Here is a 26,155-nt window from a genome sequence, read left to right as displayed (position 1 = left end):
TCAATCAAAAAGAAAAGAGGAAGAAAATGGGAAAAGTAATTATAAACTCAGATGATTTCGGGTATAGTCGGGGCGTGAATTATGGAATTATAGATGCTTATCGCGAAGGCATTTTGACGTCAACTACGATAATGGCTAATATGCCCGGATTTGAACATGGAGTAAAGTTAAAGAAAGAATTTCCTGATTTGGGCGTAGGTGTTCATTTAACATTGACTTGTGGGAAACCGATACTGAATAATGTAACAACTTTAATAGATGAAAATCATGCATTTAAGAAATTAGCTTTTTATGAGCAACCTTTTCAAATCGATTTGGATGAATTATACCAAGAATGGAATGCGCAAATCCAGAAAGTCTTTCGGGCGGGGATTATACCAACACATTTAGATAGCCATCACCACACCCATACTTTTGGGCAAAATCAGGAAGTAGTGATTGCTTTGGCAAAAAAATATGACTTACCTGTTCGTGGCAATTTTGAACGCAAAGCAGAAGTACGCCATGTCGCAAACTTTGAACGCTTTTTTGATGATGTCGGTGTGGAGGATCCGAAAAAGCGTCAGATCAGTCAATCGCTGGATAGCTATTTAGCAGAATTGATGGAGCGTTTAAAGGAAGAGGAAACCACAGAAATCATGTGTCATACAGCGTACATTGATCAAATGCTATATGAAGGTTCTGGTTTTGTTTTTCCAAGGATCAATCAGGTGGAGTTTTTGATTCATTCTGAATTTGCGAAAAGTGTGAGGCAGGATAAGACTATCGAGTTAGTCAATTATGGGGTTATTTAGGGGCGTATTTAAACAGTTGGTTCAATCAAGACTAAGGAAACCGTTACGTTTTTATATTAAGGAGGAAAAAAATGTCGAATTTTAAAGCAAATATACAAAAATTAGGACGAGCGATGCTTTTACCTGTAGCAGCGATGCCTTTGGCTGGGCTGATCATGCGTTTATCTGCGGATGATATGTTGAATATTCCAGTGATTGGTGCTGCTGGGAATGCTGTTTTTGGAAATTTGGATATTTTGTTTGCAATTGGTGTAACGATTGGTTTTGCCAAGACGAAGGATAAGGGGATTCCTGCATTAACAGGATTTCTGGCAATCGCAACCTTAAAACAAGGCTTAGCGATCATGAATCCAGATGTAAGTATGGGGATTTTTGGCGGGATCATTTCTGGTTTAGTTGCTGCTTGGACATATAATCGTTTTAAAAACCAAAAATTACCAATGGTTTTCTCTTATTTTGCAGGAGAGAAATTTCCATTGACGATGGTGATGCTGTTACAAACAGTTACAGCAGTTGTTTTTGGTATTATTTGGCCGATTATTCAAACGGGGATCGATAATTTTGCGAAGTTACTAGTAGATATGGGTGCTTTTGGTGTGGGAATCTTTATGTTCTTGAACCGTTTATTGATTCCATTTGGACTTCATCATGTACTGAATACCTATGTTTACTATGATTTAGGGAGTTATACAGCGCCAAACGGTGAAGTGTTCCGAGGAGAAATGACCCGCTTCATTAATGGTGACCCTCAAGCAGGACTGTTCTTATCAGGATTTTTTGTGGTGATGATGTTTGGGATTCCTGCGATTTGTTTAGCGATTTATCGTGCAGCATTTAAAGAAAATAAAGAAATGGTTAAAGGAATCATGGGAAGTGGAGCGGCAACTTCTTTTATTGCGAATATCACTGAACCTGTTGAGTTTAGTTTTATGTTTATTTCACCGATGCTATACGTGGTTCATGCATTTTTTGCAGGTTTAGCAGGGTTCGTGTGCTATTTATTTAATATCCGGATTGGGTTTACTTTTGGGGCTTGTATTGTGGATTATTTGATCAATTTTAGGATCGCAACCAATGCGATTTTGATTCTCCCAATCGGCTTGGTCTTTTTCGCTCTGTATTATTTCACGTTTTATTATCTGATTACTAAACGAAATATTCCGACATTAGGGCGAGAAGTTGCAACTGAATTTGGTACAGAAGTTGAAGCAGAAGAAAAAGAGTTAAGTTTAGCAAGCAAAAATTATGAGTATATGGCTAAAAAGTTGCTTGCCGCTTTTGGTGGTAAAGAAAATATTGCTGATGCGTATAGCTGTAATACACGTTTGAGAGTGGAAGTGCTGGATAACACGATTGTCGATGAACAAAGAATCAAGCAGCTAGGGGTAAGTGGACTGATTAAACCAACGGAAAAAAATTATCAAGTGATTATTGGTTTAGAAGTGACCTATATTATGGCTGAGTTTGATAAATTATTAGAAAGTGAAGGATAGGTGGAAAAAATGACAAAAAAACAAATTATCACGATAGCTGGAGGCGGAAGTACCTATACGCCAGGAATCATTCAAGCTGTTTTAAATAATGCAGATAGATTACCAATTGCGGAAATCCGTTTATACGATATCGATAAAAAAAGAAATGATGATATGTACTTGATTATCGAGTTTATGCTGGCTAAAGATGGGTATGACGAAATACAGCTATCTTCAACAGAAGATCCGAAAACGGCCTTTACTGGTTGTGATTTTATTTTTTCTCAAATACGTGTCGGCGGTATGAAAATGCGGGAGAAAGACGAAAAAATCGCCTTAAAACATGATTTGGTAGGACAAGAAACATGTGGTTTAGGTGGTTTTGCCTATGGTATGCGCTCAATGGGTGGGTTATTAGAAATCGTAGGTTATGTACAGGAATTTGCCCCTAATGCGTGGATTTTAAATTATACGAACCCTGAATCGATTGTTTCAGAAGCTGTTCGTAGGACTTATCCTAAAGCGAAAATGATTAATGCTTGTGATATGACAATTTCTATAGAAGAAACGATTGCAGTGAATTACGGATATGATCGGAAAAACTGGATTCCAACTTATTATGGCTTAAATCATTTTGGCTGGTATACAGCAATTTATGATAAATCATTAGGTCGGGATATAATGCCGGAAATCATTGAAAAACTAACCAGCCAGGAAATGAATGTTGCAGATTTCAATGCAGGAGATAAAACTTGGCAGGAAGCATTCAAAATGATGTCTGTCATTACCAAAAATTTTCCCACCCACATTCCTAATAACTATTTGGAATACTATTTATACCCTGACATGGTGGTTGAACATAGCGATAAACAATATACTCGAGCAAATATGGTAATGGATGGGCGTGAAAAAAATACTAGAGAAATGGCACAGAAAATTCGCGATGGATTGACGGAAGATGTCCTGAATTTCAATTTTGGGGAACATGGACAATATATCGTTGATATGGCTACATCATTGTTAAACGATGAACGTCGTCGCTTTATGTTGATCGTCCCTAACCAAGGCGCGATTCCTAACTTACGAGCGGATGCCGTAGTTGAAGTGCCAGCATATGTAGGAGCGACAGGTGTTGAGCCAATCTCATTAAGACAGCCAATCAATGATTTTCATAAGGGACTGATGGAAGCACAGGTAGCGGCTGAAAAATTATTAGTGGATGCTTATTTTGAAGGATCTTATCAAAAAGCGTTACAAGCATTTACTCTAAATCAATCCGTTCCTAATGCAAGAGTTGCAAAACTTGTTTTAGACGAAATGATTGAAGCAAATAAAGAGTATTGGCCAACATTGGCTTAAATGGAGGTGGAAAATGAACTTTTTCAAAAAGAAACGAGTATTAAAAGCTGTTACATCTGGGCAGTTGATTTCCTTAGCAGACGTTAATGATGCTGTTTTTTCAGCAAATATGATGGGAGAAGGCTATGCAATTGCTGATCATTCGGGTCAAATTTTTTCTCCAGTGACAGGACAAGTGGTCAGTATTTTTCCTACCCTTCATGCCATTACACTTAAAAGTAAAACAGGTGATACGGTACTGATTCATATGGGACTAGATACGGTTGAATTAAAAGGTACGCCATTTTCGATCCATGTCACAGAAGGTCAGCATGTAACAACGCATACACTTCTTGCACAAATGAATCTACCACTCCTTGCTGAAGAAGGAAAAGATGAGATCGTTATCGTTGTTTTACCAGAAGTTGCTGAAGGGCAATTACTAAAAGGAAACAGCCAAGTGGTGTTGGAAGAGGATGTCTTTCAATTTTAACTTCTGATAGAGGTTAGCAGTATTCAAAAACAAATGAGAAATGATAAGAGAGAAACAGTCGTTAAAGTGGCTACCTTCTCTCTTTTTATTACAAAAGCTTAAGGAGTGAAAGATGTTTATTTTCTATTTTTTACCAGCGGTTGGTTGGGGCTTGATGCCAGTGATTGCGGCTTTAACGAAAGCAAAACCAATCAATCAGCTAATAGGTACAGCAATTATGGCATTTGTCTTTAGTTTGTTATTTTTTTTAGTAACGAAGCCTCCATTTGATTGGTCGATCATGTTGTTTCCTTTTTTGTCAGGCTGTTTTTGGGCGATAGGACAATATTTTCAATTTTATGCCTTTCAATTACTACCAGTTTCAGAGGCAATGCCAATATCAAATGGGACACAATTGATTGGCACAACGTTGATTGCTGCTTTATGTTTTAAAGAATGGACCTCTATACAGGCGTTTATTATTGGAATAAGCGGTATTGTGGTCATTATTCTCGGTATTATTTGTACATCGTATAAAGAACAGACACAAAGACCGATGTCTTTTGAAAAGCAAAAACGGGCAATTACTTGGTTATTAGTTTCCTCCGCGGCTTTAACTATATATGTGATTCTACCAAGATTACGCCAAACGCCTGCTGCCGCAGTTATTTTCCCCCAATCGCTTGGAATGGTGTCCATGGTTTTTATATTAAGCATAAAAGAGAAAAAGCAATTGGTCATAAGAGATATTTCAACTAATCTCTTTACAGGGCTTGCTTGGAGTAGTGCAAATCTGAGTTTATTTTCACTGATGCCGATCATGGGCGTAGCGAAAAGTTTTACTTTTTCCCAATTATCTGTGTTGATTTCGATCGCTGGTGGTTTGCTTTTTTTTAATGTCAAGAAAACGCCAAAAGAAAAAGGGAGGATTTTATTCGGTGCATTATTAATGTTAATGGGAATATTTTTAATTGGTTCGATAAAAAGATAAAAGGTATCAGTAGTAGGGAATAGGAAGGAGTGAAATTTGCTTGATGGACAATAGAATAATCTGTCTCTCTCATCCGATACCTCTTATGACCAAAGGATAGTAGACAAAAAAACAATTGAAACAATACGTGTATTAACGTACGGTTTCAATTGTTCTTCTTATTACTCTTTTTACTCTTTAATTCGTTTTACATCAATCACAGTACCCGTAAAGGCATCGGCAGTGAACGCATACTGTACCATCACACCATCTTCCAAACGAGAAATTCCGCCAGTATATGTTTTTGAATGAATAGCAAATTTTCGCAATGGTTTTTTCTCAAATTCAATCCAAGAACCCTCAATCGGTCCTTCCTTTAAAAACGCAGCTTTCACATTTTCTAAAACTAAATCAGCATCTAATGTCCGTTTTTTTTGATACCATAATGTAGAAGCAATGCCGCTTATAATACCTAGACTGACACCGATTGCCAGGCCGCCTTTAAAATAACTTAGTTCATTTTCTTCATTCATGGGGAATAACCTCCGAGTATTTTCAAATGTTTGCTAAAAGACTTCAGCTTTAACTCTATTCTAACACATTGTATAAAAATATCGAAAAACAAAAAACGTGGGCAATTGAAAAAATTTGCGTTATAATGAATGTGAAATCATATGAAAGGAGTATCTGCCGTTTTTGCTTGAATGTACTGTTATTTTTTAGCAAAAAGAGTGGGGGGATCCTGAGTAGGAGAACTGGCAGATAATACAACAATGGAAGAAAAAACATTTCAACGCATTAAAGAACTGACAGAATTACAAGGAACAAGCGGATTTGAAGATGATATTCGTGCCTATATGAAAAGAAATATGACACCATTAGTAGACGAGATTCAATATGATGGGCTGGGCGGTATTTTCGGCTTGAAAAGAGCAAAAGAGCAAGATGCACCGCGTGTAATGGTTGCTGCTCACATGGATGAAGTTGGCTTTATGTTAACACAAATTAAAGATAATGGGTTATTCCAAGTGGTTCCTTTGGGTGGCTGGAATCCTTATGTCGTCTCTGCTCAACGTTTTACGCTAAAAACAAGTAAAGGGAACTACCCTTGTATCTCATCTTCTGTGCCACCGCATTTATTACGTGGAACAAGTGGTCAAAAACAGTTAGAAGTAACAGATATTTTATTTGATGCTGGTTTTGAGTCAAAAGAAGAAGCTGAAAGTTTTGGTGTAAGACCAGGGGATTCAATCGTACCGCAAACAGAAACAATCAAAACAGCGAATGGCAAAAACATTATCAGTAAATCATGGGATAACCGTTATGGCTGTACTTTAGTATTAGAAGCGCTAGAAGCATTGCAAAATGAACAATTAGGTCACACATTGATTGCTGGTGCGAATGTTCAAGAAGAAGTTGGGTTACGTGGTTCTAAACCTTCAGTGCATAAATTCAATCCAGATTTATTCTTTGCAGTAGATTGTTCCGCGGCAGATGATATCCAAACGAAAAAAGGGACGTATGGACATCTTGGCGAAGGAACATTACTACGTATCTATGATCCTGGTATGATTACATTACCTCGTGTCCGTGAATATTTATTAGATACAGCGGCAACACATAACATTCCTTACCAATACTTTGTATCAAAAGGGGGAACAGATGCTGGTGCGGCTCATACAACAAATAATGGTGTACCAAGTACTGTTATTGGCGTTTGTGGGCGCTATATTCATACGCATCAAACAATGTTCAATATCAAAGACTTTGAAGCAGCTCGTGAAATGTTGATTCAAGTATTAAAAGGTTTAGACAAGACCACAGTCAACACGATCATTTATGGAAAGTAGGAGATAGTTTATGATTATTCCAACTTCTTATGAAGAGCTGGCAAGTTATGTGTCAGAGGGGAAAAGTGTGTTCTTCTTTACAGCTGATTGGTGCGGTGATTGTCTCTTCATCAAGCCGGTCATGCCTGAAATCGAAGCTTCTTTTCCAGATTTTCGTTTTATTGAAGTCGATCGAGATAAATTTATGGAGCTTGCTTCTGAGTGGACTATTTTTGGGATTCCAAGTTTTGTTGTGACTGAACAAGGAAAAGAGTTAGGGCGTTTAGTGAATAAAAATCGCAAAACCAAAGAAGAAATTACGTCATTTTTGAACAGTATTAGTTGATTTTATAAGTGGAAAAGACAAAATACATCAATCAGGAGATGAATACTGTGCTAACACAAACGTACAAGACGATTTTAGTTGGTGTCGATGGTAGTGAACAAGCCGATTTAGCATACAAACAAGCAATCGAAGTAGCTAGAAGAAATAATGGACGAGTAATCGTTGCCCATGTTATAGAAAATCAAGTGTATACGATGATGGGGTATTCTTCTTTAAACGATAGTTTATTGGATCAAGAAACAGAAAACGCCAAAGAAATTTTGAATGAATGTGAACAGTACGCCAAAAGTGTAGACTTTACTCAAGTAGAAACAATGATTACTTATGGTGCGGTAAAAGAAGTGATGTGTAAAACATTACCAGAAAAATATGATGTAGACCTAATCATGGTCGGACAATCTGGATTAAACGCAGTTGAACGCTTTATGATCGGTAGTGTCAGCAGTTATATTATTCGCCATGCGCCATGTGATGTATTGATTGTTCATCCTGATAAAGAAAAATAAATAAGCCCAATGTATAAAATAGGTGAAGCAAGGCGTTAACCGTTTTGTTTCACTTATTTTTCTTGGAAAAAACTAAAATGTCATGCAGTCAGACTCTTTTTTTGTTAAGATAGGACAGGGACATAGGTTTAGCCAATAGATTGGAAAATAAAATTGAAAAGAGGGAATAAAATGATTTTTTCATATAATAAAGAACATGTCGGTGATGTTTTGATGATCATCGTATCTGATGATAAAGGACAAGAGAACCGTGTTGAGCGTAAAGACAACGTGGCACGAGTAAGTGTAGCTGAAAATAATCAAGTTGTTGCTTGGAATATTTTTGATGCGTCTACACTTTTAGGGCGAATTGAAGGCAACGGTCAAGTTGAGCTGACAAACGAACAGTTAATCAAAGTAAATGAGGAACTTGCCAAAGCCGGTTTTTCTGAAACGTTAGTTGAAGATAATGAACCTAAAATCGTTATCGGTTTTGTAAAATCTTGTAAAAAACATCAAGACTCAGATCATTTATCGATTACACAAACAGAAGTTGATAATGGTAAAGTGTTACAAATCGTTTGTGGTGCACCAAACATCAAAGCTGGGCAAAAAGTTGTTGTAGCTAAGCCTGGTGCAATGATGCCAGATGGTTTGATGATTTGGCCAGGTGTTTTACGTGGCGTAGAAAGTTTCGGGATGATTTGCTCGGCAGGCGAGTTACGTTTGCCAGATGCACCTGCGAAAAAAGGGATATTAGAGCTACCTTTTGATGCAGTTGTTGGAGAAGCCTTTCCTGTAGGAAAATAAGAAATGAAATAAGGCTGCAACAAAACTATTGGTAGTTTTGTTGCAGCCTTACTTTATTTTTAGTGTAATTATTCGTTTGTTTGTTTCCCTGATTTTAGCGCTGACTGATCAATTGTCAAATCAACATTTACACTTTGTTCTTTACCATCACGGTAGAAGGTAACTTTCATTTTGTCACCGACTTTTTTCTTGTAAAGAGCACTTTGTAGGTCTGTCACAGAATCGATTTCTTTATCATCGATTTTAGTGATAACATCATATCTTTCAATGCCAGCTTTGTCCGCAGGTGTAGCAGTTTGAACGGTACGTACAAGAACACCCATTTGAACTGATTCAGGAAGTTTCAAGATTTCTTTTCGTTGTTGAGTTGAAACGTTTGTTAGTTCATCCATTGAAATACCTAGTGCAGGACGTGTTACTTTTCCTTCTTTTTCCAATTGGTTGATGATATTCACTACATCGTTACTTGGAATCGCAAATCCCATTCCTTCAACACTTACTTGGCTTTCAGATTGAACGATTTTAACGGAGTTGATTCCGATAACTTGTCCTTCGATATTGACTAATGGACCGCCTGAATTTCCTGGGTTGATCGCTGCATCGGTTTGGATTGCGTTGATATTGATTGCTTGACCATTGTTTTCATTTTGAATGTTTCTATTTAACGAAGAAATAATCCCTTGCGTTACTGAGTTAGCATAAGCTGAGCCTAATGGAGAACCCATAGCTAGCGCTGGCTCGCCAATTTTCAGATTATCAGAATTTCCAAATTCTGCGACTGCATCAACTTTATCAGATGAAATTTTGATTACAGCAAGGTCAGTATAGGAATCAGTTCCTACTAACTCACCTTGGACTTTGGTCCCGTCATGTAAAACCACTTCTAGTCCTTTTGCTTTATCCACTACGTGATTATTGGTAACAACGTAGGCTGTTTTCCCATCTTTTTTATAAATTACGCCACTACCTTCACTAGCTGCTTGTAAATCACTGCCGTCTGATTGCCCGTCCGATTGGCTATCTTCGTTTCCACCAAATAAACCGCCAAAGCCGCTCATATCGCTATTTTGGCTAGGACTTTGTAGGTTAATAACTGAAACAACAGAATCTTTCACTTTATCAACAGCTTTTGTGACATTACTGTTTACGTCTAAATTAACATTTGTTATTTTAGTATTTCCTTTATTATCTTTTACTGAATTTGTTGTTGTAGATGAATTAGATGATGCTGGTGTGTTTTGTCCAATAATAGCGTAGGCACCACCAAAAGCAAGTGCACCACCAAGTAACCCTCCAACTAAACCAATCCCAAATTTTTTGAACAATCCATTTTTTTTATTATCTGAATCAGGTGTAACATCTTTTCTTTGCATACAAGCAACCTCCTAATTAATTTCATTATATATTATAGTAAGTATAGTCTTTCAAGACAAGATTAGTCTACCGAATAGCTTTGAATTTTTTATGAACAAGTTAGGGAGAAAAACAGATACAATTGATGAAAAATGTTTTTATCCAAAAACTTATACACAACATAGTGTGAAAAACTTGTAAAAAATAGAGGAAAACACCTGTTAAAAAGTTATCCACAAAATGTGGATAATGTGGATAAATAAACGGGAATAGGTGTTTGTATCTCAAAATACTATAAAATAAAGGATAATAAGCCAATGTTCTGTGGATAAGTCTGTGCATATGTGCATAACTTTGTGGGAAAGTATGTGGAAGAGTAAATATATTCATGATAAAATTGTTAACAACTACAAGAACAGAAAAAGAAAGAGACGTGAAACCAGTGAAAATAAAAATTATTACCGTAGGAAAACTTAAAGAGAAATACTTAGTTCAAGGAATCAATGAATATATGAAACGTCTGCAAAGCTATGCCAAAATAGAAATTATTGAAGTTGCTGATGAAAAAGCCCCAGAAAATTTAAGTGACGCAGAGATGTTGCAAGTAAAAGGTAAAGAAGGCGAGCGCATTTTAGCCAAAATTTCAGATCAGGATCATGTCTTTGTTTTAGCAATCAATGGGAAACAATTCAGCAGTGAAGAATTTTCAAAAGAGATTGAGCAATTAGGCATCAATGGAAAGAGTCAAGTGGCTTTTGTGATTGGTGGTTCGTTGGGATTGAGTGATGAGGTGTTGAAGAGAAGTCAGCAACAGATGTCATTTGGGAAGCTGACGTATCCACATCAGTTGATGCGATTGGTTTTGGTGGAACAGATTTATCGTGGGTTTCGGATTATGCGGGGGGAACCGTATCATAAGTAGGGAGATAAAGAAAATGCGAAATAAATCATACCTGATTTGTTGGGTATGGTCTATTTTTGTTGAAAGATCAAGATTAATGAACTAATAGAATTTTATATATTGTTTAATTCATCACGTTTTCCAGATATTTCAAGTATTTATTTGGGGGCGTAACAGCTAGAAAGTCTAGTTTTCTTACGAAAGCATATGAAATTGATATTAAAAGGATAAGGCTGGTGTGCTCAATATTTTGCTTTTTTGATGTAATATAATAACTATTAATTTGTTTACAGACACGTTTTTTATATACTGCATGACGATGTCTGCATTATTTTTATCTAAAGAGCTAACTACTTAGTCAAAAATATAAACTTCAGCATTTTTTTAAATCGCCCTAGCTATACAAAGCCCCTGAGATTGTCCTCAATAGGGATATATTGTTATAGGTTTGTGATTAGGAGGATTAGCGGTGATCCATATATTATTATTGCTAGCTGGATAAGTAGCTGAGTAAATAAGTCTTCAAAAAGAAACCAGAAATAAATGAAGATTTCTTTTTGAAGGCAGAGAAATTGAAAATTAACCAGCTATTTTATCAATAAATTCTTCTGATTTTAAGATAGTTGCATCTTTTAAGGGTCTGGTTTTAAAACAGTAATTTAATGTACCTTCCCAAAATTCTTCTGATATTTTATTGTTTGAAGGTGTCCAATAGAATATTTGATCATTAGAAGCAATGTTTAAATCGATTGTATTTTTTTTAGTTACAATTAAATCGAATTCAATTCGGCTATTCATAAAATATCGAATAATTTCTTCAAGTGTATTAAAAGAAGTAGTCTCTATTTTTTGAGTAGGAAAACTGGATGTAAATGTAATTGATTTACTTAATTGATTTTCAGTCCAAGTCCACAATGTGTACATAGCTTTTTTTTCAACAAGAGTCACTTCTTGCAACAAGTTTTCTATTTCACTGGTAACCTGTTCCAAAGAAGCTGAGTGAATGTCTATAGAAGCAATTTCTTTTGCTATTTTTTTCCATTTTTTTTGAGCAATCTTATATAAACTAATAATCTCTTTAAGGATCGTGGCTTCTTCCGGGTAAAGAGACGTTACTTTTTTTAAAAATTTTATATAGTCTCTTCTATAAAGGCCGCCATTTCCAGCAAGAATACAGAAGTAATAGAAGAGCTTTTTATTTTTTTCCAGATGTTCTTTTTCAGACAAGATAAGTGACAGTTCTTGAGACATGTGATTAAGACCATTTAGACCTTTACTTTCCCAATTAGACAGAAGAAAGAGCTCAGCTGTGTGGTGGATAGCTTCTAAGATTGTTTGTTTAGACAACTGATCTAAGTTCCTTTGTTTAGTCCGATCATAGTAAAAAATTCGACCTTCAGAGGGATAAAAGACATTGGTGCCTTTTGGATAGACTGCACAAAGAAAATCTGAAATGGATAATTTTCTTATTTTGAAACTGAAATTATCATAAAAGAAAACAAAATCTGAATCTATTTTATGAACCGTTACATAGTGGTTTACATTGCTTTCTTTTATATATGAAAATAATTCTTCACTTTGAGGATCTTTCATATAATCTCTTACAGAGATTTCAATAATTGCAGACGAGTGTTCTTTGATAATATTTGATAAAGTTGCAAGGTAGCTTTCTTCATCGACCAAAATAATACTGATCTCCCTGTTTAGCAACGTAGAGAGTGTGTATATTCCTTGGTGGGTTGAACCTATTGTCGAAAAGGTCCATCCTGATTGAGGCAGGTTGGTGTAATTATACATGAAACTAAAACTTTGGCTGATTCCAAAGAGAAGTTCATCTGTGATTGATAGATCGTTTTGAGCAAGAAGATTACTGAATGATGCAGTATAGCATGAACTATGCATTGAGTGTTTCATTAAATGACCTCCATTTATTCTTGATATTGATAGATTTCTTTATTGTCTAGCGATAAAATATGATTGGCAGCTCGGATACCTTCTTTCACTGCTCCATATGTACCGCCTGCGATCGAGGTCCATTGGCTGCAGAAAAATAGATTTTTAATGCTTGTATTGGTAGTTTCATGTCTTTGACTACTGATGACAAATTCTTGTTTTTTTTCAAAACCATACATGGAACCTTTTCGATTATGAGTATAGCGCTCATAGGTTAACGGTGTCGCAGAAGCTTTACAGATAACTTTAGTTTCATCAATAATTGGAAAATGCTCTTTTAGAAGAGCGATGAAAAGCGCCTCGATTTCTTTTTTTACATCTTTATAAATGCCGCGAGTCTGACATTCTTTCATAAAATCAAAATTCATAGCAAAACCTAAACATAGCTGTGACTTATTTTCAGGTGTACTTTTTGGATCTTTGGAATATAGGAAAGATACCATTAAAAATTCTGTTTCTACCGGAATTTTTTTCTGAGCAACTTCACTGTAAAAAGTCCGATCACCAATGTAAATGCTGTGATAAGTTTGACTGATTCCTAGTGAGTCAAAAGGCTGGTCAAGTCCTAACCAGATAGCAAAACTAGAACTGGAAGGAATAAAATCATTTCTAAGTTTTGGGTCCCAATATTGTTCATTATTTAAACGATAAAAATTGTTATAGTCGTTCGCCCAAACCACATAATCAAAATTCGAATACGCTTCTCCATTTTTAAATTGAAGTTCCGTCAATGATCCATCATCTATCCGTGTGGCACCCACTTCTTTTCTCCGATGGATGGTCCCTTCAAACTTCAAAAATAATGTTTCTAAATCTGCAATTACTTGTTTTCCCCCGCCAAAGACCATCTTATTTTCAGGAGTATCCTTTCCGACACAAAGAGTTGCGGGGATTGTGATTGCTGACATATCTGCGGTTAAATCAAATAAGGCATAAAAAACATTTGCGAATAGAGCATCTTCTCCAAAGAATTCAATAAGAACAGTTTCGATTGTTTGTTTTGTGAATGTCAGGTATTCTTTCAAACGTTCCACTGAAATAGATAAAATATTTCCGCCAGATTGATCAATTTCATTGAGAATATCTAATACATCATCCATTTTTTCTTTGAATCGTTCTACATTGATACGTTGGTGAGGGAACTCTCTTATGAGGACATTCAACAGGTCATCATCAATTAGAATTTTGCGATCATTAATATGGTACTGCATATAATAATATAAGAAATTGTCATAGGTTAAATCCAATACTTGATCGAGGATCGTATAGACAGTGGAAGGAAAACGATAAACAGAAGTATGAAAAGTAAAGCCTTTTTTCTCAAACCCATCACCATATCCGCCAAGAACAGAATGTTTTTCAAATAATTCTACGTTGTATCCTTGTTTTGCCAGTAATGTAGCACAGGTCAATCCAGAATACCCACTACCAATAACAGCTATTTTTTTCATTTATAAATAACCTTCTTTCGTTTGCTGTTTATAGAAATAGTATCTATGAAAGTGAAATAGAATGTTTCGATAAATCATAAAACATGGTTTTCTGATCAAATTTGAGTCTATTTTATGCTATTCAAACGGATATGACAGAGTTATTGTGAATGAAGGACTTTGAGGACAGAAGTTGTTCATAGCGAAAAAATGATTCGTTTGTTAGTTACTTATAATAGGTAAAAATTTTTTTGCCCCTATCTTAGGGGTATTTTTTGTATCAGAGACTTTATCGAAGTGTTACAAGGAAGTCTTGAAGTAAACTTGCTATTTTTTGGAAACTTTTTTCTATTTATTCATTCGTTTGATGAGTGCTAGTGCAAGTTTTTTTACTTTTATATAGCTTCAATGAGCTGCTTGGTAAAGGAAACGACGAATAAGATGGCAAAAGTGCGGTTGTTCGTGAAGAATAAAAGCAAAAATGTATGATTTGGACGATTGTATGAAAAATCGCATTGTAGTGATTCATTTGGCGATATAGTTAATGCAACAAATACATGGCATTAACCATTATTTGAAAAAATGGATTTATTGGAGGAATTTGAGATGACAGAACAAAACGTAAAGGTAGCAAAAGAAAGCTTGGAAATGAAAGTATTAGAAATGATTATTGACAAATTGGATCTTGATGATGTAGATGTAGAAAATTTTGATTTTGAGGCTCCGATTTTTGAATCTTATTCTGATGAAGAAATTGGTTTAGGTTTGGATTCAGTTGATGCTTTGGAATTAGTAGTGGGATTGAATGAAGTATTTGAATTGAAAGTAAGCGATGAAGACATGGCGATTTTCCGAAGTGTTCAAAGTATTGCTGATTACGTAAGAGAAGAAAAAGGAATGGAATAATATGACGAAACATCGAGTAGTTGTAACCGGAATCGGCGTTATTTGCGCAAATGGTAATAATAAAGATGAATTTTTTGAAAATACTATAAATGGTGTAAGTGGATTGAAGGAATGTTCATTATTTGATGGTTCAAAGCTTAGTACGTCCTTTGTAGGTGAAATTGAACGAGAGATGCCCTATCTTACTACAAGTTCTGATGAACCTGAAAGAATTGATCATATCGTTAAAAATTCTGTAGAAGAGTTGCTGGAAGACAGTGGATTAACGAAAGAAAATATTCAGCAAATGGAAGATCGAGCGTGTCTTTCATTTGCCACTTCTTTGGCATCGAATGGCCGGATTCTTGGGTATGTGAATGACAAAGAAAATGGCAAGAAAAATGCAGACTGGTTAGTCAAGATTCCTCAATTTGTTTCTACGATCAAAGAAGAAACAGGTGTAGAAGGTGGCTGTTATACAACCATGTCAGCTTGTGCAGCAGGAACAACAGCAGCTGGGATCGCTTTTGATTTAATACAACAAGAAAATGCTGAGTTGGTCATTGTTGGTGGAGCAGATCCAATGACGGAGTTTTCTAATTATGGTTTTCATGCATTACGTTCGTTGAGTAATAACCAATGTCGCCCATTCGATAAACAGCGAGATGGTATCAATATTGGTGAAGGCGGAGCGTTTTTCACTTTTGAGACATTAGAACATGCGAAAAAAAGAGGCGCTAAAATTTATGGTGAAGTTTTAGGCTATGGAATTAACAATGATGCGTATCATATTACTAGTCCAGATCCTAAGGGAGTGGGAGCTACGGCTTCTATGAATATGGCGGTAAAAGATCATCCACATGTGCTGGATAAAATTAATTATGTGAATGCTCACGGTACAGGAACAAAATTGAATGATGTGATGGAAGCTGGAGCCATTGATCGATTTTTCGAAAAATCTCAAAAACAGCCGTATGTATCATCAAATAAATCAATGATTGGTCATTGTTTAGCTGCCGCTGGTGCATTGGAATTGGCGTCGACGATGTTATCGATCCATCATCAAATCGTACCACCGACGATTCGATTGGAAGACAAACTGGATGAGTGTGGAGCGAATCACTTCAACACTTCTAAGGAAGAACTGGTTGTAGACTATGCACTCTCTAATTCATTTGCTTTTGCCGGCAATACAGCAAGTATCTTTGTAGGAAGACTTCATGAATAAGCGCATCGGAATTATTGGCAATAGTCTGTCAGGTGATTTAGCTGCGTCATTGTTGAAGAAGAAATATAAGGTTTATCGCTTTACTGACAAGACAGAGGATGTATCTGTGTACCCTTTTTTTGGAAATGATTTAAAAACAGGAATCATGAAACAGTTTTTTGAAGACACAGTTGAGGACTCATTAGAAATAAGAAAAAACGCTGTTCAGCTATCCATTGTATTAGATAAAGAAGAATATGTATATGAGATGAACATTCAGAGTTTTCAAAAAAAATTAGAAAACGATTTTCCGGAAGAGGTAGATGGTATTAACTATTTCTTTTCAGAAATTGAAAGAATAGGAGTTGAGTGGTCAGATTTTATTACAGGTAGATTTGATGGAAAGAAAGTAAAATTTTCCGCTTCTGCAAAATATTACAATAAAAATGTTGAGGATGTAATTGAGCATATTGGTATTCAAGATCGGACATTGATCAGGATTATAAAAACGATTATACCAGTTAAAGAAATTGCTTTTTCTGTTTTTGCAGGATATCTCTATACTCAATTCTTTGATGTTTGTGCGTTGCCATTTGATGCTTTGACTTATTGTCAGAAAGTAGGTAAACAATCCGCTGAGCAAAGAATGATTCATGATATATCAAGGTTTAAGATAGAAAAGTGTTCAAATGATACGGCTGAATTTGCAGAAACTATGGATGCCGTTATTGATTTGAGACAGACTATGAAAAGTAGTGGAAATTCAATCAAAGTCGGATCTTTATCCTCTCAGATAGAGTTGTCTTCGGATACGTTATATCTGATAAATCAAGGAGATCAAATCATCACGAAGGTATGGAACAGACAACTACTAAATTACAATGCTCCATCTCAATGGTGTTTTGAAGCAGTCTCTTATGCTCAAGAAACTATTTCCATGGGTCAAGTAGAAGAATGTTTGACACCTTTTGTGACAAGCAGCAGCGAAACTGGAGTCGTAGACGATTTAAAAATAAATCAAAAGTTTGACGTAGTCAATGGTGCAGGATACGCATGGGCCTTTAGTAAAAAAGAATCGCTCAAAGATCCTACTAATTTAATTAGAAAACATACTTCTACAGATTTTGGCTGTACTCATTGGGGATTTGCTTGGTTTTCAGCGGCTTATCACATTTTGAATGTTGTGGATAATCAAATGAATTTTACATCTGATAGATATAAAATCAGTGAAATGAGGTGAAAAGGATGAATTATGAATATAGAAATCAAGTTCGTTTCAGAGATACTGATGGTTATGGGATTGTTCATCACAGTAACTATTTCTGCTATTTTGAAGAAGCTAGAATGGCTTTTTCGAGAAACATATTAGGATTTAGTGGCAATATGTTGAATGGACGAGCGTTAAAATTTCCGGTAATCGAAGCCACATGTAAGTATCGTCAGGCGGTCCAGTATAATTTTGAGGAAACACTGATTCAATTGGAGTTTTCTATTATCAATAATTGCAAAGTCCGATTTACCTATAAGATGAAATCAGCTTCTGGGAAAGTCATCGCAACAGGTGAAACGATTCATGCCATGGTAGACGATCAAGAACAGCTACTTTTAAGTGTTCCAAAATGGATAATGGAAAGAATCGAAGCTTATGAAAGAGGTGAAATTGGTGAAAAGATGTTTTCCACGTTTAAGTAAGTTTTGGATTAAAAGACGCGATTTAGAGTTGAGCACCTATTTCAATGTATTGAAATATGCAGGTTCTTCCGTTGATCAGGATATATTATATCTAACTTATGGTGGCTTTCTTGTGAAAAACGGAGAGCATCAGGAATGTAGAATCGGTAAAGAAGCCAGTATGGCATACAGCTTGGGACTTTACTTGGAGAGTTTTCATCACGATGATCCGAAATTATTTATGGAGAATGTAAAAAAGAATATCAAGATGAGATTAGCGCCACCGATTGTTTTTGTAAAAGGAGAACTATTTGATGAATCAATACAGCAAGTCCCAGTTGTTTGTTGTGGTTACTCGGAGGATGCCTTGCTGATTGTTAATCCTAAAACTGGAGAGGAACAATGTATAACTATCGAAAGCTGTATAAGAACAAACGGACAATGGGAAATGATCATGTTGAACGTTCCCGGAATGAGTAAGATCACAGATGTTTCGATAAAATTTTCCGTTCAGTCAGCGGTGTCTTATTACTTAAAACGATTTAATGCAGCTATGGTTACTAAGAAACAAGAACAACTATTAAAAAATATTTATATGAGTCAAGGAAATTTGCAGCAGTTGAAATGGCTGGAAATCGCTGAAGCTTATCAAGAGCTTTTAACGAAAGAAACAAGAACACAGTTGCAGGCAATGGCAATCTATTATGAAACTGTGACCAGAATGAAAGGAGAGATAGTCGTTTGAGTATGTTGACAGTTGATGTAGCAAATACACATACACCAGGATCAAATTGTGGTACCAATGCTTCAAAGGTGCTGCTTCAGGCACAAGGCTATCCTTTTTCTGAAGCAATGATCTTCGGCTGTGGTTCTGGTTTAGGTTTCATTTATCAATATTACAAAGAATCAGATGAATGCTTTTTATCAGGAAAAAATGAGAGTTTGGAATTGAATTTAGCTACATTATTAGGTGGAGAGTATGTTAGTGGCAACTTTGACGATCCTGATAAAGCCTTTAGTACAATCCTTACAATGGTGGATGAAGGAATTCCAGTTATTTTAGACCTATCGATCAAACATTTGCCATACTTTAAACCTTATTTGGCCAGTTTGAATAATATCGGTTTTGGGCTACATAATGCAATTGTTACAGACTGTGATCGAAAGAATCAAACCGTGACATTATTGGATCATCGTTGGGCAGAACCAAAAGTTATTGCTATCGAAGACCTCAAATTGGCAATGGGGGCAACGGAAAGCGGAGTAAATCCAAGAAGCAATTATAGAAGTATTATTTTACCATTTTATTCAGGTAGTCATCATCAAGAAATTGTTCAAGCGGTAGAATTAAATATTCATAGATTGAAGTATCCGTTTGCCTTCAAAATGGGTTTGAAAGGACTTAGTGCATTCCGTAAAGAACTACTAACGATCGTATCAAATAATGAGCTTTATGAGGAAAAACAAGAAACTATAGCAACCTTCGGTATTTTAATGGAAAAATTAGGAACTGGCGGTGGCAATTTTAGACGTATTTATGGGCGCTTTTTACAAGAAGCGGCAGAAATTACTGGAGATAAGCGATTTTTAGAATCTGCAATTCATTATAAAGAAGCTGCCAAAGAATGGAAACTACTTTCAAAGCTTTTGACAGGTTCAATGATGAATCAAGAAGAACAACAACAGTTAGACCGTTGTTTGTCAAAAATCATAGAGATAGAAAATCAGGGAATCCAATTATTAGAGTGGATAGTAAAGGAGTAAAAGGATGGAGTACAGCAAAATTTTAGAAACCTTACCTCACAGATATCCAATGCTGTTTGTTGATGATATTCAGGAAATAGATTTTGGAAAATATGTAAGAGGAATTAAATGCGTCAGTGTAAACGAGCCTTGGGCACAAGGTCACTTTCCAGATGAGCCGGTTTTCCCCGGTGTGTTATTGATTGAAACGATGGCCCAAATTGGTGGCTTTATGTTTTACAGTGATGATGAACGTTCTTTAAAAGCCTATTTATCAAAAATTGAAGATGTTAAATTTCTTAAAAAAATTCGTCCTGGTGATCAAGTCATTGTTGAAGCAGAATTTGTACAAAAAGTATCAAAATTTGTTCGAGTGAAATGTAAAGCAAAAGTTGATGGGAAGATTGCTGCTAAAGGAATTATTACCTACTATTTTGATACTAATTTTGAATTGGAGTGAACACATTGGAAAATATAAAAGTAATGGGAATTGGTGTTATCAGTAAGCTTGGAAATAATCTTGATGAGATTTGGGCGAATTTAGATATGAGAGCTGAGTCAGCAGATAGTCACGGCAAAATCGACTTTGAATCTGTCGTTCCTAAGAAGAAAAGACGGAGAATGAACCGTTATTCAGAAATGACGGTTTACACAACACATAAAGCATTGGAATCGAGCCGAATTGATACGGAATCTTTAGACAAAACTAAAGTAGGAACAATTTTTTCAACAGGATATGGTCCCATGGTTTCTAACTTAGCTTTTGCTGAAATGGTTCATGAAGGAGATCAGGATTTATGCAGTCCAACTGTTTTTGCAAATACAGTTTCTAATACCTGTGTAGGACATGTATGTATGGAATATGGTTTCCAAGGTGTGAGCACGATTTTGATGGGCAGCAATAACATTGCTTATTCCAGCTCGTTATTGAAAAAAGATGTTGCAGATCATATTGTTACTGGATCGGTTGAGGAGTATTGTGAAGAACTTTATGAAGCTTTCAATCAAAAAGAGATTACGAAAGCTGTTCCTGTTCAAGAAGCCTCTGTTACCTTCGTTTTAAAGAAATCAGATAAATCAAACAAAGGATACTGTGAAATTATTGAAACGAAAGATTGTAATTTAGGAATCTATCCATTGATTGAAAAAGTGAACGAAGCAAGAGTAAAGCAAAATCTCACGAAACTTTTGAAGCAAGTGAATGGAGGAAATCACTCTGAAATTGATTTGATTATTGATTCCAGTAATGGCTCATACTTTGATGCATTAGAAAGTGGTATTTTGACGGATATCTTTGGAACGCAAATCTCTCGCATCGACAATGTGAAGCAGTTATTCGGTGAAACGTTAGGCTCTTCGTGTAATGTTGGACTCTTAGTAGGAGCATTGATTTTGAAGAACGGATATGTCCCATCAAAATTGGGGGGGAATATCAAAACAGACCATTTAAAAACTATTCTGGTCACTGGATATGATGTTTCAGGAAATTATACAGCAACGGTTATTACAAAGGAGAGATCATGAGATTAGATGGTAAGAAAGTCATTGTTACTGGCGGATGCCGCGGAATAGGCAAACACATTACAAAAAAGTGTTTGGAACTAGGCGCAACGGTTGCTGTTACATATGTACATTCAAAACAACATGCAGACCAGTTAAAAAAAGAATTGCCTGAATTTGAGAAAAAACTGCACATTTTTCAATTAGATGTTTCTAAAAAGGATGTTGTGAAAGCTCAGGTAAAAGAAATGATTGAAACCCTAGACGGAGTCGACTGCTTGGTGAATAATGCAGGAATTACAAAAGACAAACTGTTTTTCATGATGACAGACGAGGAATGGGAAACTGTTATTGAGACAAATTTAAATGGAAGTTTTTACATGTCCAAACAGGTGATTATGGAAATGGTTAGAAATAAATCTGGCTCGATTATTAATATGAGCTCAGTCAGCGGTGTTATCGGAGTTGCTGGTCAAGCCAATTACTGCGCCTCTAAATTTGGAGTAAATGGTTTAACGAAGTCTTTATCAAAAGAGCTTGCAGCAAAAAATATTCGAGTGAATGCTATTGCTCCAGGATATATTGATACGGAGATGGTGCAGCAAATTCCAGAGAAGAAGCTTAAAGAATTAAAAGGATCCATTCCCATGAAACGATTGGGAACGCCGGAAGAAGTGGCAGATTTGGTTGCGTTTCTTTGCAGTGATCATTCAAGCTATATTACTGGACAAACATTGGTGATTGATGGTGGTTTGACATAAAAGGGATGGGATAACTGAAATGAAAAAAAAGATACTTATTTTCGGCGGTTCTGGCGGGATTGGCTCAGAAATTGTTGTAAATCTGACTGAGAAATATGAGGTTATCGTTTTTGATAAGAATGAAAAAAAGCATTTAGCGTATCAGCGTGCGGGCATTAAAAGCTTTCTGGTTGATTTAACAGAAGAAGCATCAAAAAAGGTGGTGTTGGATTATGCTCATCAAGCTAGTGAACTATACGGAGTGATATTTGCCAGCGGATTGATGATTCCAGGAAGTGTCACCGAACTTTCGAAAGAAGAATGGCTGATGACAATGAACGTCAACTTAAATCTAGTGTTTGAATATTCTCAATTACTATTACCTTACTTAACGAAACATACACACGCCCATATTATTGCTTTAGCATCTCACTTAGGTGTTGTTGGCACCTATAATATGAGTGCGTATTCGGTATCGAAAGCAGCTGTAATCGAATTGGTTAAATGCATGGCGTTAGACTATGGAGATCAAGGTGTGTTGGTAAATGCTGTTAGCCCGGGTTTCGTAAAGACAAACATGCTGTCGAATGCAATGAAGCAGCTTACAAAGAATAAGAAATGGATGTTTACAACAGGCGGTCTCCCAAAACAATACATTCAAAACAGTGATATTGCCCAAGCAATTACCTTTATTTTAAAACAAACGAGCATGACTGGAGAGAATATTGTGATCGATGGCGGTTATACAGCTAGATAAGCAGTATAGAAAGGAGAAATAATGAAAAAACGATATAAGAAAGAACAAGGAAAAGCGGTTTGGAATTCATTTAAACAAATGAAATCATACTTAGATAAAAATTTTCAAGTATTAATAGAAGTTGATGAGGAAAATAATTTTATCAATCAAGATGGCAAAAAGATTTATGATGGGGTTTCCAATCTCTTAAGTGCAAATGTGGGTCACAAAAATCCACGCGTTATCAAAAGTATTGTAGACCAGCTGCATACGTTAGATAATTCTACGCTGTATACAACGACAAATGATCGAGCTATTGAATTTTCTGAAAAAATGAAGGAATTGACAGATCAACATTTTCATAGCTGTTTTTTTACAAACAGCGGATCAGAAGCATGTGATACAGCTATTAAGATTGTTAGAAAATATCGATATAACCAACAGAGTCGCAAAACAGGGATTCTCGCATTAAATGGTGGATTTCATGGTGCAACGATTGCTGCTCAAATGGTCGCACAGGATTGCTATAACAATGAAGAATATGCACTTTCACCTCAAGGCTTCTTTCAAGTAGAGCCACCCATCCTTTCATGTAATGATTCTGAGTCAGAAAAAGCGCAGAAGATTACAGAAGCTGTCAAACGTTTTGAGGCATATATAAAAAGAGAAGATGCTGCAATAGGTGCGTTTATTTTTGAATTGATACAGTTGTCAAATGCAGTTAATGTGTTGCCGCAAGACTATGTTGAGCAAGTATTCTCTATTTGTAAAGAAAATGATGTGCTAATTATTGTTGATGAAGTAGCCACAGGATTTGGTCGCACAGGTAAGATGTTTGCTTCACAGCAATACGAGGTATACGGAGATCTAATGATGACTGCTAAAGGGATGACTTCGGGTTATATACCGATGGGGTGTGTCATGGTTACCGAAAAGATTTTCAATGGATTTTGGAGTGACTCAGAAGGTGCAATGTTGGATCACGGCTATACTTCTGGAGGTCATCCGGTTGCTTGTGCTGCTGCGTTAGCCACAATTACTGAATTAGTAGATCAGAAGCTTTCTAAAAACTCGGAGAAAATGGGGAGCTATTTAACAGAAAAGTTGACGTCTGAATTGAAAAATAACTCTTTATTAGAAGAAGTAAAAGGCAGCGGTTTGATGATTGCGTTGATTTTTAAAGAAATTCCTATGAAGGGAATGAGTCAATGGGGAATTGCTGAAATTGCATCTAAATTTATGTTAAACAAAGGATTGATGCTTTATCCAGACGATACGAATGTCTTGATCGTAGCACCACCGTTAACAATCACTAAAGAAGCTTGCGATCAAATGGTAGCGATCATTACTGAAACATTGAAAAAAATTGAATTATTTGCAGAGACTTAGCATTAGGAAAGGAAGTCAATAGTATGAAGAAGAAAATCAGCGTCATCGGAGGTGGAATATCCGGTTTAATAGCGGCAGCGCTAATGTCCAAGGGAAATGAAGTGATTGTTCTTGAAAAAAGTGAGTCTCTAGGTGGATTATGTCAGACAATCACTTCTGGAACAACGAACTATTATCTAGGCGCTCACCATCTAGGTGGAATATCTAAATCTGGACCCATTGGAAAAATTCTTAATCAGTTGGCTATTGATTACGATGCAACATTCACTGAAACAGAATATTTGACGATCCTTCTTGCTGGAAAATCATACCAGTTACCGGTCAAACTTTCAGAGCTATCCATTTATATTAGAGCAAATTTTCCAGATGAGACAGCAGTTGAAGCGTTTATTCAAAAACTAATCAGCTACCAGAAAGCGTTCATTGCGAATGACGATGCGCTGCTTTTAAAAATGTTTATGGAAACATCTCAGAAAAGCTTTGATCAGTTTTTATCAGACTATTTTAGAAGTGATTTACTAAAAAAGTTGCTCCTTTCATTTGGACCAGGCTATGGTGCCGTTCTAGGAGAAGATTCAGCTTTTACAGTTTTAAGCCTCATTATTTCATATAGCATTGGTGCCTGTTATGTAAAGGGAGGACCACAACAATTAATTCAGAAACTGAAACAGCAAATCATCGCAAATGGCGGAAAATTTCAAAAAAATACAGAGTGCCTCGAGTTGCTTGTTGATAAGGGCAATACCGTTACAGGAATTCGTTGCAAAGAATTAGAAACAAACACAATTTTCGAGATAAAAGCAGATAAAATTATTTCCACTGTTTTTCCGTTCAATATTTTGCCAGAAAGCTGTCAAATGCTGAGAAATACTGTAAAAATGAAAAAACTGGAAAAAGGGCCGTCGGTATTTCGGGTTTTTGCGGAGTTGACGGAGGATGTCCAAGGTCTAACGAGTGATAACACGTATCTAGGAACAGATATGTCTCATTTGACGAAGGAACAACTGTATCTAACTCCTTACAGCAAACAATTGCCGATTTGCATGATTAGTCTTCCTTATAAAGCTGATCCTCTATTTAATAAATCGAAAAAAACAATAATGTTTACTTTCCTATTACATAATCATAAAGAAAAAGTAGAGATGGCAACGGCTCTAAAACTAATTAGAGAAGCAATGCCGGAAATCTTCGATAAATTAGAGGCACCATTTGCTTTGGAAAATGATGATTATTCTAAAGTTGTCTCTGTAGATGAAGGATCTGTGTTTGGCTGGGTCAGAACAGGAAAATCTGTACAGAATACGAATAGCTTTTCACCCGTCTTTAAAGGGATCAGCGGTCTGTATATCTGTGGTAACTGGTCAACCGATTTTGGCGTATATGGAGCATTTAGAAGTGCATATAAAATTTATACAATTTTGGAGGAGAACGAGACATGATCAAAATAGAAAATTTAGTAAAAAAGTATCTTAATGGAGAAAGTAATCTATATGCAGTAAATAAAGTGTCATTTACAGTAGAGGAGCAAGAATTTCTAGTCATTTTAGGCCCATCAGGTTCAGGAAAATCGACCTTGATGAACCTGATGTCTGGCTTGGATACAAGCGATCAAGGAAAAATCATCTATGAAAATAAAGAGATAAGCAAGCTTTCTGAAAAGCAACGGACAAAATTCAGAAGAGATAAAATTGGTTTTATTTTTCAAGGGTATTATCTAATGCCGGAGTTAAACGTACTAAACAATATTAGAATGGGCGCAAATCTAGTGAACAACCGTGACTTTTCTAAGATTATAACATCTTTAGGCTTGGATGATTTATTGGATAGAATGCCGCATCAACTTTCTGGTGGACAGCAGCAGCGTGTTGCTATTGCCAGAGCCTTGGCGAAAAAACCAAACTATCTTTTCTGTGATGAGCCAACTGGAGCACTGGACGAAAAAACCAGTAAACAGGTATTGAAGCTGTTGATCGAACTTCAAGAACAGTTGGGTTTTTCCATTGTGATGGTGACTCATAATACTGGTATCGCTGATATTGGAACAAAAGTGATGAGAATGAAGAACGGAGAAATTGAAGAGATTTATCAAAACACAAATAACAAGTCAGTCGATGAGATTAGGTGGGGATAA

At 36.1% G+C, this 26,155-nt stretch carries 27 protein-coding genes; 23 read left to right on the top strand and 4 right to left on the bottom strand.

The window, feature by feature from the left end:
* Window positions 1-26 precede the first annotated feature (26 nt).
* The 5 genes from chbG (at window position 27) to A5880_RS06235 (ending at window position 5,067) form a co-directional block, all read left to right on the top strand.
* Window positions 27-794, top strand: coding sequence for a chitin disaccharide deacetylase (gene chbG / locus A5880_RS06255; RefSeq protein WP_086331070.1), 768 nt, complete (start codon window positions 27-29; stop codon window positions 792-794).
* A 71-nt stretch (window positions 795-865) separates the two neighbouring features.
* Complete coding sequence (locus A5880_RS06250; protein WP_086331071.1) at window positions 866-2,287, top strand: PTS transporter subunit EIIC; 1,422 nt, start codon at window positions 866-868, stop codon at window positions 2,285-2,287.
* A 9-nt stretch (window positions 2,288-2,296) separates the two neighbouring features.
* Window positions 2,297-3,625 carry a family 4 glycosyl hydrolase gene (locus A5880_RS06245; RefSeq protein WP_086331072.1) on the top strand — a complete coding sequence of 443 codons (1,329 nt, stop codon included), beginning with the start codon at window positions 2,297-2,299 and terminating at the stop codon, window positions 3,623-3,625.
* A gap of 13 nt (window positions 3,626-3,638) precedes the next feature.
* Window positions 3,639-4,097: a PTS sugar transporter subunit IIA gene (locus A5880_RS06240; protein ID WP_086331073.1), complete on the top strand. Its 459-nt coding sequence runs from the start codon at window positions 3,639-3,641 to the stop codon at window positions 4,095-4,097.
* A 112-nt stretch (window positions 4,098-4,209) separates the two neighbouring features.
* Window positions 4,210-5,067 (top strand): GRP family sugar transporter, encoded by an 858-nt coding sequence (locus tag A5880_RS06235; RefSeq protein ID WP_086331074.1) that lies wholly within the window; start codon window positions 4,210-4,212, stop codon window positions 5,065-5,067.
* Window positions 5,068-5,237: 170 nt separating this feature from the next.
* On the opposite strand, the gene A5880_RS06230 is transcribed toward A5880_RS06235, so the two are convergent.
* Window positions 5,238-5,579 (bottom strand): peptidase, encoded by a 342-nt coding sequence (locus A5880_RS06230; RefSeq protein WP_086331075.1) that lies wholly within the window; start codon window positions 5,577-5,579, stop codon window positions 5,238-5,240.
* A 240-nt stretch (window positions 5,580-5,819) separates the two neighbouring features.
* Here A5880_RS06230 and pepA point away from each other — a divergent pair, with 240 nt between their 5' ends.
* From pepA to ytpR, 4 genes are all read left to right on the top strand, one after another.
* On the top strand, window positions 5,820-6,896 hold the full coding sequence (gene pepA / locus A5880_RS06225) for a glutamyl aminopeptidase (RefSeq protein WP_086331076.1): 1,077 nt from the start codon (window positions 5,820-5,822) through the stop codon (window positions 6,894-6,896).
* A 10-nt stretch (window positions 6,897-6,906) separates the two neighbouring features.
* Window positions 6,907-7,221 (top strand): thioredoxin family protein, encoded by a 315-nt coding sequence (locus tag A5880_RS06220; protein WP_086331077.1) that lies wholly within the window; start codon window positions 6,907-6,909, stop codon window positions 7,219-7,221.
* Window positions 7,222-7,268: 47 nt separating this feature from the next.
* Window positions 7,269-7,727, top strand: coding sequence for a universal stress protein (locus A5880_RS06215; RefSeq protein ID WP_086331078.1), 459 nt, complete (start codon window positions 7,269-7,271; stop codon window positions 7,725-7,727).
* A gap of 171 nt (window positions 7,728-7,898) precedes the next feature.
* Window positions 7,899-8,516, top strand: a complete 618-nt coding sequence (gene ytpR / locus A5880_RS06210) for a YtpR family tRNA-binding protein (RefSeq protein WP_086331079.1) — start codon at window positions 7,899-7,901, stop codon at window positions 8,514-8,516.
* 68 nt (window positions 8,517-8,584) lie between these two features.
* Here the strand turns inward: ytpR and A5880_RS06205 are convergent, their stop codons facing one another.
* Window positions 8,585-9,889: a S1C family serine protease gene (locus tag A5880_RS06205; RefSeq protein WP_086331080.1), complete on the bottom strand. Its 1,305-nt coding sequence runs from the start codon at window positions 9,887-9,889 to the stop codon at window positions 8,585-8,587.
* A 422-nt stretch (window positions 9,890-10,311) separates the two neighbouring features.
* Here A5880_RS06205 and rlmH point away from each other — a divergent pair, with 422 nt between their 5' ends.
* The gene (gene rlmH / locus A5880_RS06200; protein WP_086331434.1) at window positions 10,312-10,791 is read left to right on the top strand and encodes a 23S rRNA (pseudouridine(1915)-N(3))-methyltransferase RlmH; all 480 of its coding nucleotides are present in this window, start codon (window positions 10,312-10,314) and stop codon (window positions 10,789-10,791) included.
* A 558-nt stretch (window positions 10,792-11,349) separates the two neighbouring features.
* Here the strand turns inward: rlmH and A5880_RS06195 are convergent.
* Complete coding sequence (locus tag A5880_RS06195) at window positions 11,350-12,684, bottom strand: DUF4872 domain-containing protein (protein ID WP_086331081.1); 1,335 nt, start codon at window positions 12,682-12,684, stop codon at window positions 11,350-11,352.
* Between the two features lie 14 nt (window positions 12,685-12,698).
* Entirely contained in the window at window positions 12,699-14,174 is a 1,476-nt protein-coding gene (locus A5880_RS06190) for a phytoene desaturase family protein (protein WP_086331082.1), read from the bottom strand.
* A 585-nt stretch (window positions 14,175-14,759) separates the two neighbouring features.
* Here A5880_RS06190 and A5880_RS06185 point away from each other — a divergent pair.
* From A5880_RS06185 to A5880_RS06125, 13 genes are read left to right on the top strand one after another with little or no spacing between them, the layout of a single operon-like run.
* Window positions 14,760-15,059, top strand: a complete 300-nt coding sequence (locus A5880_RS06185; protein WP_179190453.1) for a phosphopantetheine-binding protein — start codon at window positions 14,760-14,762, stop codon at window positions 15,057-15,059.
* A 1-nt stretch (window position 15,060) separates the two neighbouring features.
* A complete protein-coding gene (locus A5880_RS06180) occupies window positions 15,061-16,266 on the top strand; it encodes a beta-ketoacyl-[acyl-carrier-protein] synthase family protein (RefSeq protein WP_086331084.1) in 1,206 nt (401 codons plus the stop codon).
* The gene (locus A5880_RS06175) at window positions 16,259-17,485 is read left to right on the top strand and encodes a hypothetical protein (RefSeq protein ID WP_086331085.1); all 1,227 of its coding nucleotides are present in this window, start codon (window positions 16,259-16,261) and stop codon (window positions 17,483-17,485) included. Before A5880_RS06180 ends, A5880_RS06175 begins: the two co-directional genes overlap by 8 nt.
* A 5-nt stretch (window positions 17,486-17,490) precedes the next feature.
* A complete protein-coding gene (locus A5880_RS06170; protein WP_086331086.1) occupies window positions 17,491-17,937 on the top strand; it encodes an acyl-CoA thioesterase in 447 nt (148 codons plus the stop codon).
* Window positions 17,909-18,661 carry a hypothetical protein gene (locus A5880_RS06165; protein WP_086331087.1) on the top strand — a complete coding sequence of 251 codons (753 nt, stop codon included), beginning with the start codon at window positions 17,909-17,911 and terminating at the stop codon, window positions 18,659-18,661. Before A5880_RS06170 ends, A5880_RS06165 begins: the two co-directional genes overlap by 29 nt.
* Window positions 18,662-18,663: 2 nt before the next feature.
* On the top strand, window positions 18,664-19,680 hold the full coding sequence (locus A5880_RS06160) for a BtrH N-terminal domain-containing protein (protein WP_256924837.1): 1,017 nt from the start codon (window positions 18,664-18,666) through the stop codon (window positions 19,678-19,680).
* 4 nt (window positions 19,681-19,684) lie between these two features.
* Window positions 19,685-20,119 (top strand): 3-hydroxyacyl-ACP dehydratase FabZ, encoded by a 435-nt coding sequence (gene fabZ, locus A5880_RS06155; RefSeq protein WP_086331089.1) that lies wholly within the window; start codon window positions 19,685-19,687, stop codon window positions 20,117-20,119.
* A gap of 5 nt (window positions 20,120-20,124) precedes the next feature.
* Window positions 20,125-21,183 (top strand): beta-ketoacyl synthase N-terminal-like domain-containing protein, encoded by a 1,059-nt coding sequence (locus A5880_RS06150; protein WP_086331090.1) that lies wholly within the window; start codon window positions 20,125-20,127, stop codon window positions 21,181-21,183.
* Window positions 21,180-21,920 carry a 3-oxoacyl-[acyl-carrier-protein] reductase gene (fabG, locus tag A5880_RS06145; protein ID WP_086331091.1) on the top strand — a complete coding sequence of 247 codons (741 nt, stop codon included), beginning with the start codon at window positions 21,180-21,182 and terminating at the stop codon, window positions 21,918-21,920. The genes A5880_RS06150 and fabG overlap by 4 nt, the downstream gene beginning before the upstream one ends.
* A 19-nt stretch (window positions 21,921-21,939) precedes the next feature.
* Entirely contained in the window at window positions 21,940-22,656 is a 717-nt protein-coding gene (locus tag A5880_RS06140) for an SDR family NAD(P)-dependent oxidoreductase (protein ID WP_086331092.1), read from the top strand.
* A gap of 21 nt (window positions 22,657-22,677) precedes the next feature.
* On the top strand, window positions 22,678-24,024 hold the full coding sequence (locus A5880_RS06135) for an aminotransferase family protein (protein ID WP_086331093.1): 1,347 nt from the start codon (window positions 22,678-22,680) through the stop codon (window positions 24,022-24,024).
* A gap of 23 nt (window positions 24,025-24,047) precedes the next feature.
* Window positions 24,048-25,463, top strand: coding sequence for a phytoene desaturase family protein (locus A5880_RS06130; RefSeq protein WP_086331094.1), 1,416 nt, complete (start codon window positions 24,048-24,050; stop codon window positions 25,461-25,463).
* Window positions 25,460-26,155 carry an ABC transporter ATP-binding protein gene (locus A5880_RS06125; protein ID WP_086331095.1) on the top strand — a complete coding sequence of 232 codons (696 nt, stop codon included), beginning with the start codon at window positions 25,460-25,462 and terminating at the stop codon, window positions 26,153-26,155. The genes A5880_RS06130 and A5880_RS06125 overlap by 4 nt, the downstream gene beginning before the upstream one ends.

This window comes from Enterococcus sp. 4G2_DIV0659, from assembly GCF_002140715.2.
Classification (GTDB): Bacteria; Bacillota; Bacilli; order Lactobacillales; family Enterococcaceae; genus Enterococcus_L; species Enterococcus_L mansonii.
The sequence above is the reverse complement of the archived record's forward strand: the minus strand, read 5'-3'. Positions and strand labels throughout refer to the sequence as shown.

Excerpts from the sequence above, each read along its gene's own strand:
- A5880_RS06235 (WP_086331074.1), top strand. The coding sequence starts at position 4,210 with ATGTTTATTTTCTATTTTTTACCAGCGGTTGGTTGGGGCTTGATGCCA.
- A5880_RS06140 (WP_086331092.1), top strand. The coding sequence starts at position 21,940 with ATGAAAAAAAAGATACTTATTTTCGGCGGTTCTGGCGGGATTGGCTCA.
- A5880_RS06250 (WP_086331071.1), top strand. The coding sequence starts at position 866 with ATGTCGAATTTTAAAGCAAATATACAAAAATTAGGACGAGCGATGCTT.
- A5880_RS06220 (WP_086331077.1), top strand. The coding sequence starts at position 6,907 with ATGATTATTCCAACTTCTTATGAAGAGCTGGCAAGTTATGTGTCAGAG.
- A5880_RS06205 (WP_086331080.1), bottom strand. The coding sequence starts at position 9,889 with ATGCAAAGAAAAGATGTTACACCTGATTCAGATAATAAAAAAAATGGA.
- A5880_RS06230 (WP_086331075.1), bottom strand. The coding sequence starts at position 5,579 with ATGAATGAAGAAAATGAACTAAGTTATTTTAAAGGCGGCCTGGCAATC.
- A5880_RS06195 (WP_086331081.1), bottom strand. The coding sequence starts at position 12,684 with ATGAAACACTCAATGCATAGTTCATGCTATACTGCATCATTCAGTAAT.
- A5880_RS06180 (WP_086331084.1), top strand. The coding sequence starts at position 15,061 with ATGACGAAACATCGAGTAGTTGTAACCGGAATCGGCGTTATTTGCGCA.
- ytpR (WP_086331079.1), top strand. The coding sequence starts at position 7,899 with ATGATTTTTTCATATAATAAAGAACATGTCGGTGATGTTTTGATGATC.
- chbG (WP_086331070.1), top strand. The coding sequence starts at position 27 with ATGGGAAAAGTAATTATAAACTCAGATGATTTCGGGTATAGTCGGGGC.
- A5880_RS06240 (WP_086331073.1), top strand. The coding sequence starts at position 3,639 with ATGAACTTTTTCAAAAAGAAACGAGTATTAAAAGCTGTTACATCTGGG.
- A5880_RS06185 (WP_179190453.1), top strand. The coding sequence starts at position 14,760 with ATGACAGAACAAAACGTAAAGGTAGCAAAAGAAAGCTTGGAAATGAAA.
- A5880_RS06160 (WP_256924837.1), top strand. The coding sequence starts at position 18,664 with ATGTTGACAGTTGATGTAGCAAATACACATACACCAGGATCAAATTGT.
- A5880_RS06135 (WP_086331093.1), top strand. The coding sequence starts at position 22,678 with ATGAAAAAACGATATAAGAAAGAACAAGGAAAAGCGGTTTGGAATTCA.
- A5880_RS06130 (WP_086331094.1), top strand. The coding sequence starts at position 24,048 with ATGAAGAAGAAAATCAGCGTCATCGGAGGTGGAATATCCGGTTTAATA.
- fabZ (WP_086331089.1), top strand. The coding sequence starts at position 19,685 with ATGGAGTACAGCAAAATTTTAGAAACCTTACCTCACAGATATCCAATG.
- A5880_RS06245 (WP_086331072.1), top strand. The coding sequence starts at position 2,297 with ATGACAAAAAAACAAATTATCACGATAGCTGGAGGCGGAAGTACCTAT.
- A5880_RS06190 (WP_086331082.1), bottom strand. The coding sequence starts at position 14,174 with ATGAAAAAAATAGCTGTTATTGGTAGTGGGTATTCTGGATTGACCTGT.
- fabG (WP_086331091.1), top strand. The coding sequence starts at position 21,180 with ATGAGATTAGATGGTAAGAAAGTCATTGTTACTGGCGGATGCCGCGGA.
- A5880_RS06125 (WP_086331095.1), top strand. The coding sequence starts at position 25,460 with ATGATCAAAATAGAAAATTTAGTAAAAAAGTATCTTAATGGAGAAAGT.
- pepA (WP_086331076.1), top strand. The coding sequence starts at position 5,820 with ATGGAAGAAAAAACATTTCAACGCATTAAAGAACTGACAGAATTACAA.
- A5880_RS06170 (WP_086331086.1), top strand. The coding sequence starts at position 17,491 with ATGAATTATGAATATAGAAATCAAGTTCGTTTCAGAGATACTGATGGT.
- A5880_RS06175 (WP_086331085.1), top strand. The coding sequence starts at position 16,259 with ATGAATAAGCGCATCGGAATTATTGGCAATAGTCTGTCAGGTGATTTA.